General features: G+C 70.3%; 15 protein-coding genes. 11 read left to right on the top strand and 4 right to left on the bottom strand.

Annotated elements, in window-relative coordinates; translation table 11 throughout:
• Positions 1-59: 59 nt before the first annotated feature.
• From A3CQ_RS0112380 to A3CQ_RS0112370, 3 genes are all read left to right on the top strand, one after another.
• The gene (locus A3CQ_RS0112380) at positions 60-3,044 is read left to right on the top strand and encodes an EAL domain-containing protein (protein ID WP_020511253.1); all 2,985 of its coding nucleotides are present in this window, start codon (positions 60-62) and stop codon (positions 3,042-3,044) included.
• 129 nt (positions 3,045-3,173) lie between these two features.
• Positions 3,174-3,800 carry a hypothetical protein gene (locus tag A3CQ_RS0112375; protein WP_020511252.1) on the top strand — a complete coding sequence of 209 codons (627 nt, stop codon included), beginning with the start codon at positions 3,174-3,176 and terminating at the stop codon, positions 3,798-3,800.
• On the top strand, positions 3,797-5,308 hold the full coding sequence (locus A3CQ_RS0112370; RefSeq protein ID WP_020511251.1) for a glycosyltransferase family 2 protein: 1,512 nt from the start codon (positions 3,797-3,799) through the stop codon (positions 5,306-5,308). The genes A3CQ_RS0112375 and A3CQ_RS0112370 overlap by 4 nt, the downstream gene beginning before the upstream one ends.
• An 83-nt stretch (positions 5,309-5,391) precedes the next feature.
• Here the strand turns inward: A3CQ_RS0112370 and A3CQ_RS0112365 are convergent, their stop codons facing one another.
• A complete protein-coding gene (locus tag A3CQ_RS0112365) occupies positions 5,392-6,537 on the bottom strand; it encodes a glycoside hydrolase family 53 protein (protein ID WP_020511250.1) in 1,146 nt (381 codons plus the stop codon).
• A gap of 116 nt (positions 6,538-6,653) precedes the next feature.
• On the opposite strand from A3CQ_RS0112365, the gene A3CQ_RS0112360 reads away from it, so the two are divergent.
• The 4 genes from A3CQ_RS0112360 to A3CQ_RS0112345 all read left to right on the top strand — a co-directional run bounded on the left by A3CQ_RS0112360 (position 6,654) and on the right by A3CQ_RS0112345 (position 10,030).
• Positions 6,654-7,709, top strand: coding sequence for a LacI family DNA-binding transcriptional regulator (locus tag A3CQ_RS0112360; RefSeq protein ID WP_020511249.1), 1,056 nt, complete (start codon positions 6,654-6,656; stop codon positions 7,707-7,709).
• Between the two features lie 169 nt (positions 7,710-7,878).
• Entirely contained in the window at positions 7,879-8,340 is a 462-nt protein-coding gene (locus tag A3CQ_RS0112355) for a hypothetical protein (RefSeq protein WP_020511248.1), read from the top strand.
• Between the two features lie 318 nt (positions 8,341-8,658).
• Positions 8,659-9,153: an RDD family protein gene (locus A3CQ_RS0112350; RefSeq protein ID WP_040432252.1), complete on the top strand. Its 495-nt coding sequence runs from the start codon at positions 8,659-8,661 to the stop codon at positions 9,151-9,153.
• Between the two features lie 223 nt (positions 9,154-9,376).
• The gene (locus tag A3CQ_RS0112345) at positions 9,377-10,030 is read left to right on the top strand and encodes a hypothetical protein (RefSeq protein WP_020511246.1); all 654 of its coding nucleotides are present in this window, start codon (positions 9,377-9,379) and stop codon (positions 10,028-10,030) included.
• Positions 10,031-10,076: 46 nt separating this feature from the next.
• Here A3CQ_RS0112345 and A3CQ_RS0112340 read toward each other — a convergent pair whose 3' ends face one another.
• A complete protein-coding gene (locus A3CQ_RS0112340; protein WP_020511245.1) occupies positions 10,077-11,093 on the bottom strand; it encodes a zinc-dependent alcohol dehydrogenase family protein in 1,017 nt (338 codons plus the stop codon).
• 106 nt (positions 11,094-11,199) lie between these two features.
• On the opposite strand from A3CQ_RS0112340, the gene A3CQ_RS0112335 reads away from it, so the two are divergent.
• Together A3CQ_RS0112335 and A3CQ_RS0112330 are read left to right on the top strand one after the other, a co-directional pair.
• Positions 11,200-11,901: a maleylpyruvate isomerase family mycothiol-dependent enzyme gene (locus A3CQ_RS0112335; protein WP_026205621.1), complete on the top strand. Its 702-nt coding sequence runs from the start codon at positions 11,200-11,202 to the stop codon at positions 11,899-11,901.
• A gap of 146 nt (positions 11,902-12,047) precedes the next feature.
• A complete protein-coding gene (locus tag A3CQ_RS0112330; protein ID WP_157295752.1) occupies positions 12,048-12,467 on the top strand; it encodes a hypothetical protein in 420 nt (139 codons plus the stop codon).
• 5 nt (positions 12,468-12,472) lie between these two features.
• On the opposite strand, the gene A3CQ_RS0112325 is transcribed toward A3CQ_RS0112330, so the two are convergent.
• Positions 12,473-13,030 carry a VOC family protein gene (locus A3CQ_RS0112325; RefSeq protein ID WP_040432250.1) on the bottom strand — a complete coding sequence of 186 codons (558 nt, stop codon included), beginning with the start codon at positions 13,028-13,030 and terminating at the stop codon, positions 12,473-12,475.
• 148 nt (positions 13,031-13,178) lie between these two features.
• Between A3CQ_RS0112325 and A3CQ_RS52540 the strand changes: the two genes are divergently transcribed.
• Positions 13,179-13,958 (top strand): SGNH/GDSL hydrolase family protein, encoded by a 780-nt coding sequence (locus A3CQ_RS52540; RefSeq protein WP_157295749.1) that lies wholly within the window; start codon positions 13,179-13,181, stop codon positions 13,956-13,958.
• Positions 13,959-13,997: 39 nt separating this feature from the next.
• A complete protein-coding gene (locus tag A3CQ_RS0112315; protein WP_020511240.1) occupies positions 13,998-15,659 on the top strand; it encodes a glycoside hydrolase family 43 protein in 1,662 nt (553 codons plus the stop codon).
• Positions 15,660-15,717: 58 nt separating this feature from the next.
• On the opposite strand, the gene A3CQ_RS57290 is transcribed toward A3CQ_RS0112315, so the two are convergent.
• Positions 15,718-16,344: a DUF4232 domain-containing protein gene (locus tag A3CQ_RS57290; protein WP_157295746.1), complete on the bottom strand. Its 627-nt coding sequence runs from the start codon at positions 16,342-16,344 to the stop codon at positions 15,718-15,720.
• Positions 16,345-16,417 lie beyond the last annotated feature (73 nt).

Here is a 16,417-nt window from a genome sequence, read left to right as displayed (position 1 = left end):
ACCGGCGCATCTCGGCCGATGAGGGATTCGAAGGCACCGGCGACAGCGAAGGGCCACCCATGCAGCGCAACTCCGACCAGCGCAAGCCCGGCGCGCCTCGCCAGTGGGGCGCGGACCGGCGGACGGTGCCGCATCCGCTCGTCGCGCCGCCGGTCTCCGAGGGGCGCATCGCCCGGGGCCGGCTCGCGATCGTGCTGACCATCGCGGTCTGGGCCTGCTACATCATCTACACGATCATCCAGCAGTTCGTCGCCGGCCACGCCAACTCGGCGCGGCTGGTGGTCGAGGCGATCGTGTACATGGTCGTGGTGACCGGGCTGGCCGCGTCGGCGACCGCGTACCTGATCACCCGGATCGGCTTCTTCTACCGCAGCCGCGCGCACCACCGCGCGCCACGGATCGCGCTCGACAACTTCCTGGCCGGGGACACCCCGTCGATGACCGTGCTGGTTCCCTCGTACCAGGAGGACGAGCGGGTCATCCGGACCACGCTGCTCTCGGCGGCGCTGCAGGAGTACACCGGCCTGCGGGTGGTGCTGCTGATCGACGACCCGCAGCAGCCGAGGACCCGGATCGCCCGCGACCAGCTGCTCGCCGCCCGCGCGCTGCCCGGCAAGATCGAGGCGGAGTTCGCGGCGCCGTACGCGCGTTTCCAGGCGTCCTATGAGCGGTTCGTGGCCGACTGCGACGATCGGGCCGCCACCGTCGAGGACATGCGGACGCTCGCCGCCGACTACCGCTTCGCCGTGGGCTGGCTGTACGGCCTGGGCCACCGGCAGGAGATGACCGACCACACCGACGTCTTCTTCGCCGAGCACATCGTCGGCCGGCTCGCCGAGGACCTGGCCACGATCGCCGAGGCGCTCGAGAACGGCGCCGGCGAGCAGGCCGCGCTGCCCAAGGAGCGACTGGTCCAGCTGTACCGCCGACTGCTGGCCATCTTCGGCGTCACGATGACCAGTTTCGAGCGCAAGCGCTATGTGTCACTCTCGCACGAGCCGAACAAGGCGATGAACCTCAACAGCTACATCGGTCTCATGGGCGGCAGCTACCAGGAGGTCGCCACCCCGGTCGGCGTCGCGCTGGTGCCGGCCGTCGCGGGCCGCGGCGAGCTGAACGTTCCCGATCCCGACTACGTGCTCACTCTCGACGCCGACAGCGTGCTGCTGCCCGAGTACGCCCTGCGGCTCGCGCACCTGCTCGAGCAGGGCGCGCACGCCCACGACGCGGTGGCGCAGACCCCGTACAGCGCGTTCCCGGGATCGGCGAGCCGCATCGAGCGCATCTCCGGCGCCACCACCGACATCCAGCACATCGTGCACCAGGGCATGACCCACTACGACGCGACGTTCTGGGTCGGCGCCAACGCGGTGCTGCGCAAGAAGGCCCTCGACGACATCTGCGAGGTCAGCTACGAGGGCGACTGGGAGATCCGCCGCTACATCCAGGACCGCACGGTCATCGAGGACACCGAGTCGACGATCGACCTCGGGGTGCACGGCTGGACGTTGTTCAACTACCCGGAGCGGCTGGCCTACAGCGCCACCCCGCCCGACTTCGGCTCGCTCTGCATCCAGCGGCAGCGCTGGGCCAACGGCGGCCTGCTGATCCTTTCCCGGCTCAAGGACCAGTTCCGGGCGCGGCGCGACAAGGGAAAGAAGAACCGCTTCGGCGAGCTGTTCCTGCGGGTGAACTACATGGCCTCCATCTTCTGGAGCTCCGTGTGCCTCGTGGTGATGCTCGCGTACCCGTTCAACGCCGAGCTGCTCAACCCGATCCTGCTGCTCGTCTCGGTGCCGTACTTCCTGATGATGAGCGCCGACCTGAAGTACCTCGGCTACAAGCGGATCGACGTGCTGCGGATCTACGGTTTCAACCTGATCCTGCTCCCGGTGAACCTCTCCGGCAGTTTCGCCTCGATCCTCCAGTTGCTCACCGGCGAGAAGAGCGCGTTCAAACGTACGCCCAAGGTGCGGAACCGGACGACGGCCGCGACCGCCTATCTCCTGCTGCCGATCGCCCTGATCGCGCTCTGTGCCTGGACGGCGGAGCGTGACGTGCGGCTGCACCGGTGGGACAACCTGGTCTTCGCCGGCCTCAACCTGCTGCTTTCCGTGTACGCGATGGTGGCTTTTGTCGGGGTCGGGAACACGATCGTCGATTTCGCCACCCACCTGCGGAACTGGCTGTTCCGCCCGGTCAAGCCCAAGCGCGCCACGAGCCCGGCCCCGGCCGTCACGACCGTCGCCGCGCCCACCGGCGCCATCGGCGACTGGGCGTCGGTGCTGCACTACCGCTCCGACTCGGGCGGCTCGGCCGGGCTGGTCGCGGTTCGCTCGACGCACGCCGAGGCCCGCGCCACCCGACCCGCGCCGCTGTCGCGGTCGAACTCGTTCGAGGAGTTCACGTTCTTCACCGTCTTCCAGCCGATCTTCGAGCTCGGCAGCGGCGAGGTGGTCGGGTACGAGGCGCTGACCCGCTTCGCCGACGGCACCAGCCCGCAGGAGGGACTCCAGGCGGCTCGGGCCCAGGGCATGCAGATCGACCTGGACGCGGCACTGATCCGGGCCGCGCTCGCCTCGGCGCACGCGCTGCCGGAGGGGACGTGGCTGTCCGTCAACGTCTCCGGTGACCTGCTGCGCCGGCCGCACGAGCTGGAGCCGCTGCTCGCCGAGGCCGGCCGCCCGCTGATCCTGGAGATCGCCGACGGCGCCGACCTGCCGGAGCTGCCCCCGGGCGTACGCATCGCGGTCGACGACGCCGGGGCCGGCTACGACTCGCTCGCCCGGGTGGAGGCCCTCAAACCGGCCTTCCTCAAGCTCGGGCGCGCGGCGCTGGCCGGCGTCGAGGACGAGGGCGCACGGCGGGCGGCCATCCGGTCGCTGGTTTCGTTCGCCGGCGAGCACGACTGCACCGTCATCGCGGAGGGTATCGAGACCGAGCGCCAGCGGGACGCGCTCGCGGCCTGCGGCGTACCCCTCGGACAGGGCTTCTACCTGGGACGACCGGTGCCGGCCGAGCGCGCCGCGGCGGACGTGGCGTGACGGCGGCAACAATTACGGACGGTAACGCTCAACTCGGGGCCCGTCCTGCCGACCGTGACCATCACTGCAGCTCATCGGCCGGATACTGAAGGGTCACCTGTGCGCCTCCCCCCAAAAGTGGCAATCGGCATGGCAGCCGCCGTGCTCTGTGGCAGCCTCACCGGCTGCGGGAACATCAAGGAGCTCACCAGCAGCAGCAAGCCCCTGATCGGCAGCGAGAAGACCGCAAGCCCCAGCCCGTCGCCGACGCCGTCCCCCTCGGCCTCGGCCTCGGCCGCCACCACCGGTGAGGCCGTGGTGGCCAAGCTGCCGGAGCGCCCGAGCGGGCCGCTCGACACCGGCAGCGTCGTCCACCGCCTCAAACAGGGCAGCTTCACCGTCCAGCTGACCTACTGGACCTCCGACAACGCCAAGCTCTACACGGCCGCGTCGGTCAAGACCATCAACGTCGCCGCCCACATCGAGGACGCCGACAGCACCCACCGGGTCACGATCAGCACGTTCCAGGTGACCCAGGACGACGGGACGAACCGCGCGGTGGTCAGCACCGACAACGGCAAGTTCGACGTCACCCCGCCCTACCCCTACAACACCGTGGTCACGCTGCCGGCAGCGACGACGGGAGCGACGAGGCTCACGCTGACCATCCGGCTCGATCTCCTGGTGGAGACCGCCCCGAAGTCGAACAGCTTCTACCGCTCGACCGCCCTCGACACCCTGTCCCTGCCGCTGCTCACGATTGGTGCCTCCCGATGACCGAGCCCGTCGGCCTCCGCCGCGCCACCGACCGTCAGATCCTGTTGCCCCGCAGCGCCAAGGCCGGGCCGCTCGCGCTGCCGCCGGCGCCGACCCAGCTGGCCGAGCTGGAGAGTGTCGAGGCGGTCTCCGGCGAGATCGCCGCCGCCGGCAACACCAAGCCCCGGCACGCCACGATCAGCTGCATCATCCCCTGCTACAACGAGCAGGACACGATCGCCGACGTCCTCAGGAGCCTGCTCGCACAGACCCGGCTGCCGGACGTCATCCACGTCATCATCAACAACACCGATGACGACACCCCCGAGATCGCCCGCTCCTTCGAGGGCCGGCACACCCGGTCGGTCAAGGGCGAGGAGTTCGTCACCACTGTCCACGTCCACGACATGGGCGCCAACCCGGACAAGAAGGTCGGCGCGCTCAACTACGGCTACTTCCTGTCCCGGGGGTACGACTTCATCCTCGGCGTGGACGGCGACACGACGCTGGCCCGCGACTGCGTGGAGCGGCTCGAGCTGGAGATGACCGACGACCCGCGGATCGGCGGGCTCAGCGCCGTCTACACGTTCGACAAGAGCAAGTTCAAGGGCCTGATGGCGCGCTTCCTGGTGGCCGGCCAGCGCGCGCAGTTCGCCGCCTTCAACATGGACAACCTGCTCCGCGGCCGCAACATGGCCGTGCTCGGCGGGCAGTGCAGCCTCTTCAGCATCCGGGCGCTGGAGAGCGTGATGATCCGCCACCACCAGCAGGCGCCGTGGGTGCGCGACAGCGAGGTCGAGGACAGCAAGCTGTCCTTGCAGATCAAGGACGCCGGTTTCAGCACGAAGATCAGCGCCACCGCGCGGGCGTACGTGGGTCCGATGACGAACCTGCGTGCCCTGCACGGCCAGCAGGTGAAGTGGAACTTCGGCGCGATCGACCTCTTCTGGCCGGGTCAGCGGGGTGACAACAAGGGCCAGCCGCTGCACCCCAACCTGCGGCTGCGCTGGTACGAGAACATCTCGATGCTGTTCAACCTGGGCTCGCGCATCGGCTTCCTGCTGCTGCTGATGGCCGCGCTGTCGATTCACGCCTTTGTGTTCAACCCGATCTGGCTCATCCCGCCGACGGTCGCCATGCTGCTGAACCTGCGCCTGGCGCTGGCCATGAAAGACAAGAGCGCATCAGACATCCTGTACGCGGTACTGGGCGTCCCCGCCGAGCTTTACATGTGGATCCGGATGGGCCACTTCGTCTCGGCGTGGGCACAGTTCCTGGCCCAGTCGGACAAGGACAACTGGGCCGCCCAGGCGAACGCGGAGAAGGGCAAGGGCTCGGCCTACGTGATGCCGCTGGTGGTGCTGCTGGCGGTCCTCGGCGGCGGCATCTACGCCTGGAGCCAGCAGAGCCTGTCGGTGCAGTCGGCGATCCTGTCGCTGGGCTGGCCGATCCTCTACCTCGCCACCATCGCGCAGACCGTCTTCATGCTCCGCAAGCTGTTCCGCCGCCACCGCGGCTTCCAGGTCTGACCGTTTTCCGATCGAACAGGTCTGAGCGTCTTTCCGATCGAAAGGGCACCGGTGTTCGTACACCGGTGCCCTTTCGGGCCTTTTCAGGGGCGGCGGTAGGAACGGATCGACGGGAGCGCGCGGCCCGTGAAGTCGAACTGGGTGAGGTTGTCGTTGGAGGCCTCGGCGCCCGGCTGCCAGCCGACGCCCGGGACCCACTCCGGCTCCCAGGCCATGAAGCCGAGGCCGCGGCCGTCCGGGACCCGGGTCAGCACGCCGCGCAGCGCCTCGTAGAAGTCGGCCTGGCCCTGCTTCGTCGCCGGGAAGCGGTCCACGTCCGGCAGGAACGCGTCGGGCCCGACGATGTTGCCGCGGCCGTCGCCGTCCTCGAACGTCCAGGGGTACGCCACCTCGGCCAGCAGCACCGGCTTGTCGTACCGGCCCACCGAGTCGATCAGGTTGGCCTCGAGCTCGGCCATCGAGCCGTGCCACATCGGGTAATAGGACTGACCAATGATGTCGTACGGCACGCCCCAACTCGTGATGTTGTCGAAGAACCACTGGGTGTCGCCCATCTTGCCGCCCTTGTCGATGTGCAACATCGTCTTGAGGCGGTGGCCGCCGCAGCCCTCGAGCGCGCCCGCGGTGCCGGCCTTGAGCAGGTCGGTGAAGGCCTGCCATTGCTGGGTGCCGTCCGGCAGGTAGAGCTGACCGGCGGGCCAGAGGATTCCGTTGGTGACCTCGTTGCCGATCTGGATGATGTCCACCGGCGTCCCCTGCGCCGCGAAATCCCGTACCAGCGAACGGGTGTAGGTCTTGATCTTGACCTTGAGACTCGCCAGATCGGTGGGCCAGCTCGCCGGGATGGGCTGCTTGCCGGGGTCGGCCCAGAAGTCGGAGTAGTGCGGGTCGAGCAGGATCTTCATGCCCGCCCGCTTGGCCCGCTTGGCCAGGGCGAGCGCGCGGGCCTTGTCGCTGTAGCCGGCCGGCGGGTCGACCCAGACCCGCAGCCGCAGGTAGTTGGCGCCCTCCTTGGCGAGGATCTGCTCGGCGGGACGGACCCGGCCGGCCAGGTCGCGGAAGCGGACGCCGGCCTCCTCCAGCTGAGGGAGGAAGGACATGTCGGCGCCCCGGACGCTGAGGGTCGTCGAAGGGCGGGAGGCCGCGCGGGCCTGGGCGGGAACGAGCGCGGACAGGGCTATACCGCCGGCCCCGGCGAGGAGACCGCGGCGGCTGATCGAGGACGGCATCGATGACCTCCATGTTCCAATGGAGACTGTGAGCGCTCACGGTGCTCCGCTTCGGCCCTCGTGTCAAGGGCGGGCTATCGTGCAGACGTTCCAGGCGACCGGAGGGACACAGAGCGATGCCGGACGACGCGCCCGCCCACCCGAAATCGCGCGGCGCCGCCCGCCGGGCCCAGCGTCGCGGGCCCACCATGGAGGACGTCGCGACCCTGGCCGGCGTCTCGCGCGGCACCGTCTCCCGGGTGCTCAACGGCGCCAACCACGTGAGCTCGGCGTCGCTGCGGGCCGTCCAGGAGGCGATGCGCCGGACCGGGTACGTGGTGAACCAGAACGCGCGCAGCCTCGTCACGAAACGATCGGGAGCGGTCGCGTTCGTTCTTTCCGAGCCGTCCGATCGGCTGTTCGAGGACCCGGTGCTCGGCTCGCTGCTGCGGCATTGCACGCAGCTGCTCGGCGCCCAGGGGCGGAGCCTCATGCTCATGCTGGCCGGCACGCCCGAGGAGCGGGAACGGGTGCTCGTCTTCGCGCGCGGCGGGCACGTCGACGGGGTGCTGCTCGTGTCCATGCACAGCGGCGATCCCCTGGCGGCCGACCTGCTGGGCACCGGGGTTCCGGTCGTCGTGTGCGGACGGCCGCCGGCGGACGGCCCGTCGATGCCGTATGTGGCGGCCGACGACCGCGGGGGCGCGCGCCTGATGACGAAGTACCTGCTGGATCAGGGGGCGAAGCGGCTGGCCACGGTGGCCGGGCCGGGCGACACACCCGGCGGCGTCGAACGGCTGGCCGGGTTCCGGGACGTGCTGGGGCGGCGCGCCACCGCGAAGGTGATCGTGCGCGCGGCGTCCTACAGCATCGACGCCGGGCGCGAGGCGATGGAACAACTGCTGCACGCGTGCCCCGACCTCGACGCGGTCTTCGTCGCCTCGGACCTGCTGGCCGTCGGGGCACTGCAGGCGTTGTCCGCCGCCGGGCGGCGAGTTCCCGATGACGTACGCGTCGGAGGCTTCGACGATTCGGCGATCGCCTCGGCCACCACTCCCCCGCTGACCACGATGCGTCAGCCGTTGTCGCAGGTGGCGGCGGAGTTGGTCGAGGTGCTGCTGCAGCTGGCCGGGGGCCGGACCGCCTCCTCGCGAGTGCTGCCGACCACCCTGGTGCGCCGCGACTCGGCGTGATCTCCATTCGTGTGAGCGCTCACGGGCCCACATGCTGGTCGAGCTCGCCGGCGCAGACGTTGGGCCAGTCGACGCCGAACCTTGACGCGATCATCGAGAATGGGGATCGGCGCCGTTCAGGACCTGACCGCCGCCCGCGTCCACGGCGGCACCAGGAGGAAGCAAACGCATGATCGCGAGGCGGATCGCCACCCTGGTGACAACCCTGCTGGCCGTCACCGGCCTGGGCGCGAGCGGCAGCGCCACCGTCCTCGAAGCACGGCACAAAGAACCGGCCGCGATCGCGCCGGGTCCGGCGAGCGGCGCCCGGACGACCGTGCGCGAGGTCCGGGCCGGCGCCCGGGCCGCCACCGCCGTACACCATCTGCCGTCCGCGTTCCGGCTACCACCGGGCAGCCGGGTGACCACGCTGTCCGACCACGAGTCCGGCGCCTCGTTCACGCTGACCGCCCCGGACCCGGACAGTGTGATCGCGTTCTATCGGCGCGAGTTGCCGCTGGGCGCGTTCACGATCGTCGCCGAGCGCGCGGGACCGGACACCACCAGCCTGGCATTCCGAAACGCGGACGGCTGGGCGGGCGAGATCTATGTAACGACAAGCTGGGTGGCGGTCGCTGTCAGGCGCGCCTGATCAACTCTTGGCATTCAGCCCCACATCCAGGAATTATCTACGCTGCTTCAGCTCCCGGTGTCCTCCCAACCGGGAAGACCCCTCCGAACCACGCCGCACCTACCAGGAATGGAACACAATATGGTCAATCCCGAGCCGTACCCGGGGTCGCCTGCCGACCAGCCGCCTCCCTCCGGACCTCCCTACGGCGCTCCGCCCCCGCCGCCTCCCTACGGTGCTCCGGCTCCGCCGCCTCCCTACGGTGCTGCGCCCCCGCCGCCTACCTACGGTGCTCCGCCGCCGGGGACCGGTTACCCGCCGCCGCACTACACCCCGCCGATGGGTGGCGCTCCGGGGATGCCCGCGAGCGGCGTCGGCCAACCAGGCAACTTGGCCGACCGGTTCGTGGCGAGGTTGATCGACAGTGTCATCGTCGGCGTCGTGGGCGTGGTCCTCAACGTGGTGCTGGCGTTCATCTCGAACTCGTGGTTCCTCACCGGTTTCATCTCCGCGCTGGTGACCGCCGCCCTGTACCTCGGCTACTTCGGCTACTTCGAGTCCACCCGAGGCCAGACAATCGGCAAGCAGGTGATGAAGCTCAAGGTGTTCGGCCCGGACCGCGTCAGCAACCCGACGCTGGAACAGGCCATCCGCCGCAACATCTACATGGGGTTCGGCGTCGCCCGCGTCATTCCGATCCTCGGCAGCGTGCTGAGCGGCCTGGCCGGAATCGCCGCGGTGATCGTGATCGTGGTCAACATCAACAACGACCCGCAGCGTCAGCACTGGTTCGACAAATTCGCCGGCGGCACCCAGGTCATCAAGATCGGCTGACCTGTCCCGCCCGCGTCGATGACGTGGTGACACCCGCCGGTCCGTGCTCGAGTGGCCTTCCGCTCGAATACGGACCGGCCCGTCAACTGCATCCCTCGCGGACGCGCGGTGATCACCCGTGCGTGCCCGACACCGTTGATCTCCCGCGATCGGACTGCGGCCGGGGTTAGCGTGAGGAATGCTGAAAATTAGGTATAAAGCGGTCAGAACGGCCGCAACACTCGTGGCCGGACTCGCCCTGGCCGTGCCCACGACGTTCAGTGCCGCCCCGGCCGCGAGCGCCGCCGTCTCCGACGCGGCGGCCACCGAGGCCGGCGGTCTTCGGCCGGGGCCGATCCGGCTGCAGGATGGCCTGCTCAGCGCGTCCGACCTTCCCCGCGGGTACTCGCCCGCGATCGGCGGGACGATGGCGGCCGTGTCCGACCTCGGGGCCGACTCGAACATCTGCGATCACCAGGTGAGCTCGCACGGGCACGTGGCGACGGCGCAGGCCACGTTCATTCATGGGATTCCGGGTCCGATGCTCTTCGAGACCCTCTCCGCGACCGGGCCCCGGACGGCCCGGGCCATCGTCGCCGGCATCGCGGCCGCGCCCCGGCTGTGCAAGTCGTTCAACGACGGCGTCCCGGGCTCGGCCATGCGGGCGCGGCTGACGATCTCCCCGTTGCGGGTGCCGCGGCTGGGTGACGCGTCGGCCGGGCTGTCGTTCATGGTGCGCCCGGCCGGAGTGAACATGACGATCCAGGGCCGGCTGATCTCGGTGGCCCGGCGCGGGGTCGCCGTGACGATCCTGCTGGTCAACTCGCCGCAGGGCAACCAGCGCGAGCTCAACCTCATCGCGGCCACCGCGATCCGCAAACTCGACCGCGCAAGCTGACACTCCCGTGGGCGCCGGTACCCGACGGGCACCGGCGGCTGGTTCGTCAGGGCAGGAGGAGGGACTTGATGGCGCGGCGCTCGTCCATGGCGCGGTAGCCCTCGGCGGCCTGGTCGAGGGGCAGGGTCAGGTCGAAGACGCGGCCGGGGTTGATCTCGCCCTTCCACACCAGGTCGATCAGCTCGGGCAGGTACTGCCGGACCGGGGCGGGGCCGCCGTGCACGGCCACATGCGTACGGAAAAGTTGAATGCCGTCGATGTGCACGTCGTGCGGGACGCCGACGAAACCCACGTGCGCGCCCGCGCGGGCCGACTTGATCGCCTGCTGCATGGACTCGGCGGTGCCGACGCATTCGAGGACCGCGTCGGCACCGACCCCGTCCGTCAGCTCGCGCACCTTGGCAACACCGTCGTCGCCCCGTTCGGTGATGACGTCGGTGGCCCCGTACTCGATGGCCTGCTTCTGCCTTGGCTCGTGACGGCTCATCGTGATGATCCGGGCGGCGCCCTTCTGGTTTGCCGCCAGCACGCCGTGGAGGCCCACGGCGCCGTCGCCGACGACGAGCACGGTCATGCCGGGCTCGACCCGCGCGGCGACGGCGGCGAACCAGCCCGTGCCCATGACGTCCGAAAGTGTCAAGAGGCTGGGGATCATCTCGGGGGTGGGCTCGCCGGGCGTCGCGACCAGGGTGCCGTCGGCGAGGGGCACGCGCAGGAAGTCGGCCTGGGCCCCGCTCACCGGCTCGCGGTGCACGCAGGCCGTCTGGAAGCCGGCGAGGCAGTGCGGGCAGGTGTTGTCGGAGGCGACGAACGAACCGATCACGTACTGCCCCGGACGGACCGAGGTGACCTCATCGCCGACCCGTTCGACCACGCCGAGGTATTCGTGGCCCATCGGCATCGGGCCGTTGATCTTGTTGATGCCGCGGTAGGGCCAGAGGTCCGAACCGCAGACGCACGCCGCCACGATCCGGATGATCGCGTCGGTGGGCGCCTGGATCTCCGGGTCGGGCCGCTCCTCGAAGCGGATGTCCCGAGGTCCGTGAAGTACAGCTCCCCGCATGGGTGGTCCTTTCCGTACCGGGTGTCCGCCGCTCAGCTTGCTCCTTGAAGGGGGTACCTGCCACCCAAACCTGGCCGGGGAGGCACTTCTGTGCTGGGGTGGGCAGATGAGCCGGACTCGTGCGGACAGTCTGCGGTGGATGGCCGAGGGAACGACGCTGCTGCTGGGCGCCCTGGAGTCGGTGCCGGACGCGAAGCTGTCCGACGCCTGCGCGCTGCCCGGCTGGAGCGGCAAGCATCTCGTCGCGCACGTGTCGCTCAACGCCGAGGCGCTGATGAACCTCGCGACCTGGGCGAAGACCGGTGTCGAGACGCCGATGTACTCCTCGCCCACGCAGCGCGACAGCGACATCGAGCGCAATGCGGAGCTCCCCGTCGCCGAGCTGCGCGATCGCGTGGTCGAGACGGCGGTGGCGCTGGACGCGTCGCTGGCCGGACTCACCGCGGAGCAGTGGGACCAGCCGATCCGCACCCGGCAGGGGCGCGAGGTCACCGGCGAGGAGATCCCCTGGATGCGGGCTCGCGAGGTCATGGTGCACGCGGTCGACCTGGGCGCCACCGTCGGGTTCGCCGACCTTCCGGGTGACTTCCTGGCGTCGCTGGTCGACGACATCGCGGCCAAGCGCGACGGCGCGGGAATAGTGCTGGTCGCGACCGATCTCGATCGGCGCTGGACGATTCCGGGCGAGCGGGACGCCGAGGTCGAGGGGCCGGTCGCGGGGCTCGCCGCGTACCTGGCCGGACGGGAGACCAGCGACGTCGCCGGTGGCGGCGGACGGCCCGTGCCCCGCCTCGGACCCTGGTTGTAGCCCTGGTTGCACCACAGCTGGTGCAGATTTCCGACATCGACCCGGATCGAGCGCCCGCGTTAGCGTGTGCCATGCACAGCGTCGGGCCGTCGGCCGCTCCGGGAGATATGGCCAGGTCCGCCGCCGGGCCGTATCGGGAGGAATCCGTGACGAACAGGGACTCCGTGATGAACTGGGACGACGAGTGGGCCGAGCTGCTCGCCGCGCTGTGCGCCGACGACGCCGGCCGGGTGGGCACGGTCGGTGACCACGAGGGCGAGCTCGCCCCGGTCCGGCCGACCCGGTTCGGCTGGCTCTACGGCTTCGACTGGTGGCCGGCGGGCGCCGGGACCGGTCTCGCGATGCTGGAGCTGGCCGAGCCGGGCACGATGCCGGCCGAGGCGTGGGAACCGCTGTGCGGGCCGCTGCGCGAGGCGCCGGTGACCCCGGACGGCCACCTGCTCGTCGGCCGGCACAAACCGGCCGGCTCGCCGCGCCAGGCGACGCTCACGCTGGTCACCGATCAATCAGCCGATGGCGTACGCGCCAACGTGCTCACGGTCCGGATCAGCGTCGAGCCCGTCTGAAGCTTTCAGGACGGCAGCTTCGTGCCGGCCTGCTCGGCGATCAGGTACTCGGCCGCCCAGTTCAGCCAGTCGCCGTCGACCTTGCCGTGCGCGGCGGCCGCCCGGTGCAGGGCCGCGGCCAGGTCGTTGACCGAGGTGAAGGCGAACTGCGACGGGTCGACGCGGCCGGGCAGCCGCGTGGTGACCTCCTGCAGGAGCCACTCGTTGCCGTCCGGGTCGTGGAAGGTCGCGCGGGAGAGGTAGCTGCCTCGGTTCGGGTCGAGCCCGGGCTTCGGGCCCTCGGCGGTGAGGTGGAAGATCTCGCTGACCTCGACGCCGGCCGCGACCAGCTCGGCGCGGGTGGCCTCGAGGTCGGAGACGATCAGGTAGTTCTTGGCGGAACCGGGCGCGGCGGTGGTCAGCGTCGCGCCGAACTGCACCGAGCAGCCCGAGCCCGGCGGCGTCAGCTGGACGACGATGGGCGGCGTCTTGTCGAGACGCCAGCCGAAGCTGGTGTAGAACTGCGTGGACCGGTCGACATCCGCGACGGGGATGACCACGACCTCGAGCTTCATGTCAGTCATGAGCCTCACTGTCCCTGCGGCGCGGGCCCGTCGAACCAGGGTTCGACCCTGGCCCGGGCCCGGGACCGACCCCGGGGACCGCTGAAGTTCAATGGCCGGTCACGGCGCTGTGACCTGCTGCATCACCGTTCCCGCCACAGTGGAGTACATGGTGATGATCAGGTTCGCGGCTTTGGGGGACTCGGTCACCAGCGGCTACGGGGACCCGATGCCCGGGGGCCGGTGGCGGGGCTGGGCCGTCCTGCTGGCCGAGGCGCTCGGCGCCGACCTTCACAATCTGGCGGTCAGCGGGGCCCGGATCGGCGACGTGGCCGAGCGGCAGCTGCCGGTGGCGCTCGACCTGCGGCCGACGCACGCGTCGGTCCTGGTCGGCATGAACGACACACTGCGCGGAGACTTCGACCCGGTCGCCCTCGGTTACCGCCTCACCGACATGGTGGAGCAGCTGACGGCGGGCGGCGCGACGGTCATGACCGCGCGGCTGCCGGACCCGGGCCGGATGTTCGGCCTGCCCGGCGCCATCGCCCGCCCGCTGGGCCGGCGGATGGAGGCGCTCAACGAGGTGCTCGACCGGATCGCCGCCGACCACGCGACGATCCACGTCGACCTGGCCGGCTCGGCGTACCACCGCAACAACTGGAGCGTCGACCGGCTGCACCCGAGCGAACGCGGCCATCGCCTGCTCGCGCACCGGTTCGCGCTCGCGATGCGGGACGCCGGGCATCCGGTGCCGGCCCTGCCCGGGCTGGAGGCGACCAACCCGGAGCCGACCGTCGGCCAGCGCGTCTGGTGGATGGCGACCCAGGGTAACCGCTGGCTGCTGCGGCGCTCGACCGATCTGTTCCCCACGCTCGCCCGGATGGTCGTCGACGAGATGCGACGGCGTCCGCCCGAAATTACCGCACCTGAGATCCGGAACTTGCGGTAGAGTCACGGAACTTACGGTCTGTGACGTTTAGGGGTACGCATGACGAGCACCGAGGCCACGACCGCGACCGCCACCGGCCGCGCGATCCAGAACCCGGTGCTCGCCGGCTTCCACCCCGACCCGTCGATCCTGCGGGTGGGCTCGGACTTCTACATCGCCACGTCGACCTTCGAGTGGTTCCCGGCCGTACGCCTGCACCACTCCGTCAATCTTGTCGACTGGGAGCCGCTCGGCGGGGCCCTCAACGAGAAACGGCTGCTCGATCTGACCGGCACCGCCGACTCCGGCGGCGTCTGGGCGCCCAGCCTGACGTACGCGCACGGCGAATTCCACCTGCTCTACACCGACGTCGCCACGTTCGCGGGCGGTTACTGGGACCCACAGAACTACCTGGTCACCGCCTCCTCGCTGAGCGGGCCGTGGTCCGACCCGGTGGTGCTGCACGGGCGCGGTTTCGACGCCTCGCTCTTCCATGACGAGGACGGCTCGACCTGGATGCTGTCGATGGTCGGCGATGCCCGTCCCGGCCACAACCGGTTCGCCGGCATCTCCGTCCAGCGGTACGACCGGGCGGCCCGCAAGCTGGTCGGCGACGAGCACATGATCTTCAAGGGCACCGCGGCCGAGCTCACCGAGGCGCCCAACCTGTACCGCGTCAACGGCTGGTACTACCTGCTCACGGCCGAGGGCGGCACGAGCTGGACGCACCAGGTCACCGTGGCCCGCTCCCGCGACATCCTCGGGCCGTACGAGACCGACCCCAACGGCCCGATGCTCACCTCGGCCGGGCATCCCGAGCTGACCCTGCAGAAGGCGGGTCACGGCAGCCTCGTCGAGACGCCGGCCGGCCAGTGGTACCTGGCGCATCTCGTGGGCCGGCCGTACTCGACCCTCGGCCGCTGCGTGCTCGGCCGCGAGTCGGCGCTGCAGGAGGTCACCTGGACCGAGGACGGCTGGCCCCGGATCGCCGGCGGCATCCCGGCCGACAGCGTGCCGGCGCCGCTCGGCGTGGTCGTCCCGGCCGAGCGCCCGGTCTCCTCCGAGTATCAGGAGGCCGACGACTTCGACGCGCCGGCCCTCGGGGTCAACTGGTCGACGCTGCGGCGGCCGGCCACGCCCGACTGGGTCTCGCTGACCGCGCGGCCGTCGTTCCTGCGCATCACCGGCGGCCAGTCGCCGATGACCCGGTTCCGGCCCAGCCTGGTGGCGCGGCGGGTGGTGGCCCGCTCCTGCGAGCTCGACACGGTGCTCGAGTTCACGCCGCGCAACTACCGGCAACTGGCCGGCATCACGGCGTACTACAGCACCAGGAACTGGTACTACTTGAACGTGACCGCCGAGGACGACGGGACGCCGGTGCTCGAAATTCTCGCGTGCGACAGCGGCAAGATCCGGGTCGTGCCCGGCACGCGGGTCGACGTGAGCGGGCTTTCCCGGCTGGGGCTCAAGGTGCGGCTCGACGGGGAGGAGCTGACCTTCGCGTACGCGACCGATCCCGACGCGGCCGAGCCGGGCTGGCAGGCGATCGGGCCGGCCTTCGACGCGACGACGCTCTCCGACGAGTACGCGGCCCAGGTCGTGGCCGGCGAGCCGGAGGCCTGGGGCTTCACCGGCGCGTTCGTGGGACTGTGGGTGCAGGATCTGGGCGCCGAGGGCGGGTACGCCGATTTCGACCGCGCCTCGTACAAGACCTCTGGGTGAAGAGGGGTGTCCGGGCTGGGCGGGGCGCGCCCGGCCCGGGCATTAACCCGCTGACCCGCTAGACCGCGCCAGGGACTATCGCCAGGACCTTGCCGGTGTTGATGCCGGTCGACGAGCAGGCCACGGTCGGCCCCTTCACGAAGATCGACGTGCTCTGCTGCGGCGGTACGACCTGGTAGCCCTTCACGTTCACCGACTTGCACTTGGCCGGGTCGACCTCGCCGGGCTGGTGGAACGCCAGCGTCGCGTGCGCCTGCGCTCCCGGCGCCAGCACGACGGTCGTGGTCGCCTCGCCGGTGTCCGGCGCGAACGGCTTGTTGACCGTCCTGCCGGTCTTGGCGCTGATCCAGGACACGGTCGGGTACCCGGTGAGCGAGCATTTGGCCGCCGACTTGTTGGTGAAGACCAGCGAGAGGTAGAGCACGCCCGCGTTCGCCTCGACGTTGCCCGTCCCGGCTCTCAGATCGGCGGTGCGGCAGCGGGCCACGCCGCTCGCGGCCGCGGTCCCACCGGTCGCGGCCGGGGCCTCCGACGTGCGGTTGGACGGGATCGTGGGCTCGGTGCCGGCGCCCGACGGGACGACCCAGGTCGACTTGTTGTCGGCGGTGACGGGCGGGTCGTCGTTCGAGCAGGCGGTCGCCAGCAGGAGGGACGCGGCGGCCAGAACGTACACAAAACGTCTCATGAGAACCTTGGTGTCGAGCGGGAGCACCCATCAAACCCCATCCCCGCCATCCCGGCATACCCGCCCCGCGCGG

The organism is Paractinoplanes globisporus DSM 43857 (assembly GCF_000379645.1).
Classification (GTDB): domain Bacteria; phylum Actinomycetota; class Actinomycetes; order Mycobacteriales; family Micromonosporaceae; genus Actinoplanes; species Actinoplanes globisporus.
This window is presented reverse-complemented; position numbering and strand designations above follow the sequence as displayed.

Bases quoted from the DNA above. Each gene is read 5' to 3' on its own strand.
- A3CQ_RS0112315 (WP_020511240.1), top strand. From the start codon at position 13,998: ATGACGAGCACCGAGGCCACGACCGCGACCGCCACCGGCCGCGCGATC.
- A3CQ_RS0112380 (WP_020511253.1), top strand. From the start codon at position 60: ATGCAGCGCAACTCCGACCAGCGCAAGCCCGGCGCGCCTCGCCAGTGG.
- A3CQ_RS0112360 (WP_020511249.1), top strand. From the start codon at position 6,654: ATGCCGGACGACGCGCCCGCCCACCCGAAATCGCGCGGCGCCGCCCGC.
- A3CQ_RS0112355 (WP_020511248.1), top strand. From the start codon at position 7,879: ATGATCGCGAGGCGGATCGCCACCCTGGTGACAACCCTGCTGGCCGTC.
- A3CQ_RS0112340 (WP_020511245.1), bottom strand. From the start codon at position 11,093: ATGCGGGGAGCTGTACTTCACGGACCTCGGGACATCCGCTTCGAGGAG.
- A3CQ_RS52540 (WP_157295749.1), top strand. From the start codon at position 13,179: ATGGTGATGATCAGGTTCGCGGCTTTGGGGGACTCGGTCACCAGCGGC.
- A3CQ_RS0112325 (WP_040432250.1), bottom strand. From the start codon at position 13,030: ATGACTGACATGAAGCTCGAGGTCGTGGTCATCCCCGTCGCGGATGTC.
- A3CQ_RS0112375 (WP_020511252.1), top strand. From the start codon at position 3,174: ATGGCAGCCGCCGTGCTCTGTGGCAGCCTCACCGGCTGCGGGAACATC.
- A3CQ_RS0112350 (WP_040432252.1), top strand. From the start codon at position 8,659: ATGGGTGGCGCTCCGGGGATGCCCGCGAGCGGCGTCGGCCAACCAGGC.
- A3CQ_RS0112370 (WP_020511251.1), top strand. From the start codon at position 3,797: ATGACCGAGCCCGTCGGCCTCCGCCGCGCCACCGACCGTCAGATCCTG.
- A3CQ_RS0112365 (WP_020511250.1), bottom strand. From the start codon at position 6,537: ATGCCGTCCTCGATCAGCCGCCGCGGTCTCCTCGCCGGGGCCGGCGGT.
- A3CQ_RS0112335 (WP_026205621.1), top strand. From the start codon at position 11,200: ATGAGCCGGACTCGTGCGGACAGTCTGCGGTGGATGGCCGAGGGAACG.
- A3CQ_RS57290 (WP_157295746.1), bottom strand. From the start codon at position 16,344: ATGAGACGTTTTGTGTACGTTCTGGCCGCCGCGTCCCTCCTGCTGGCG.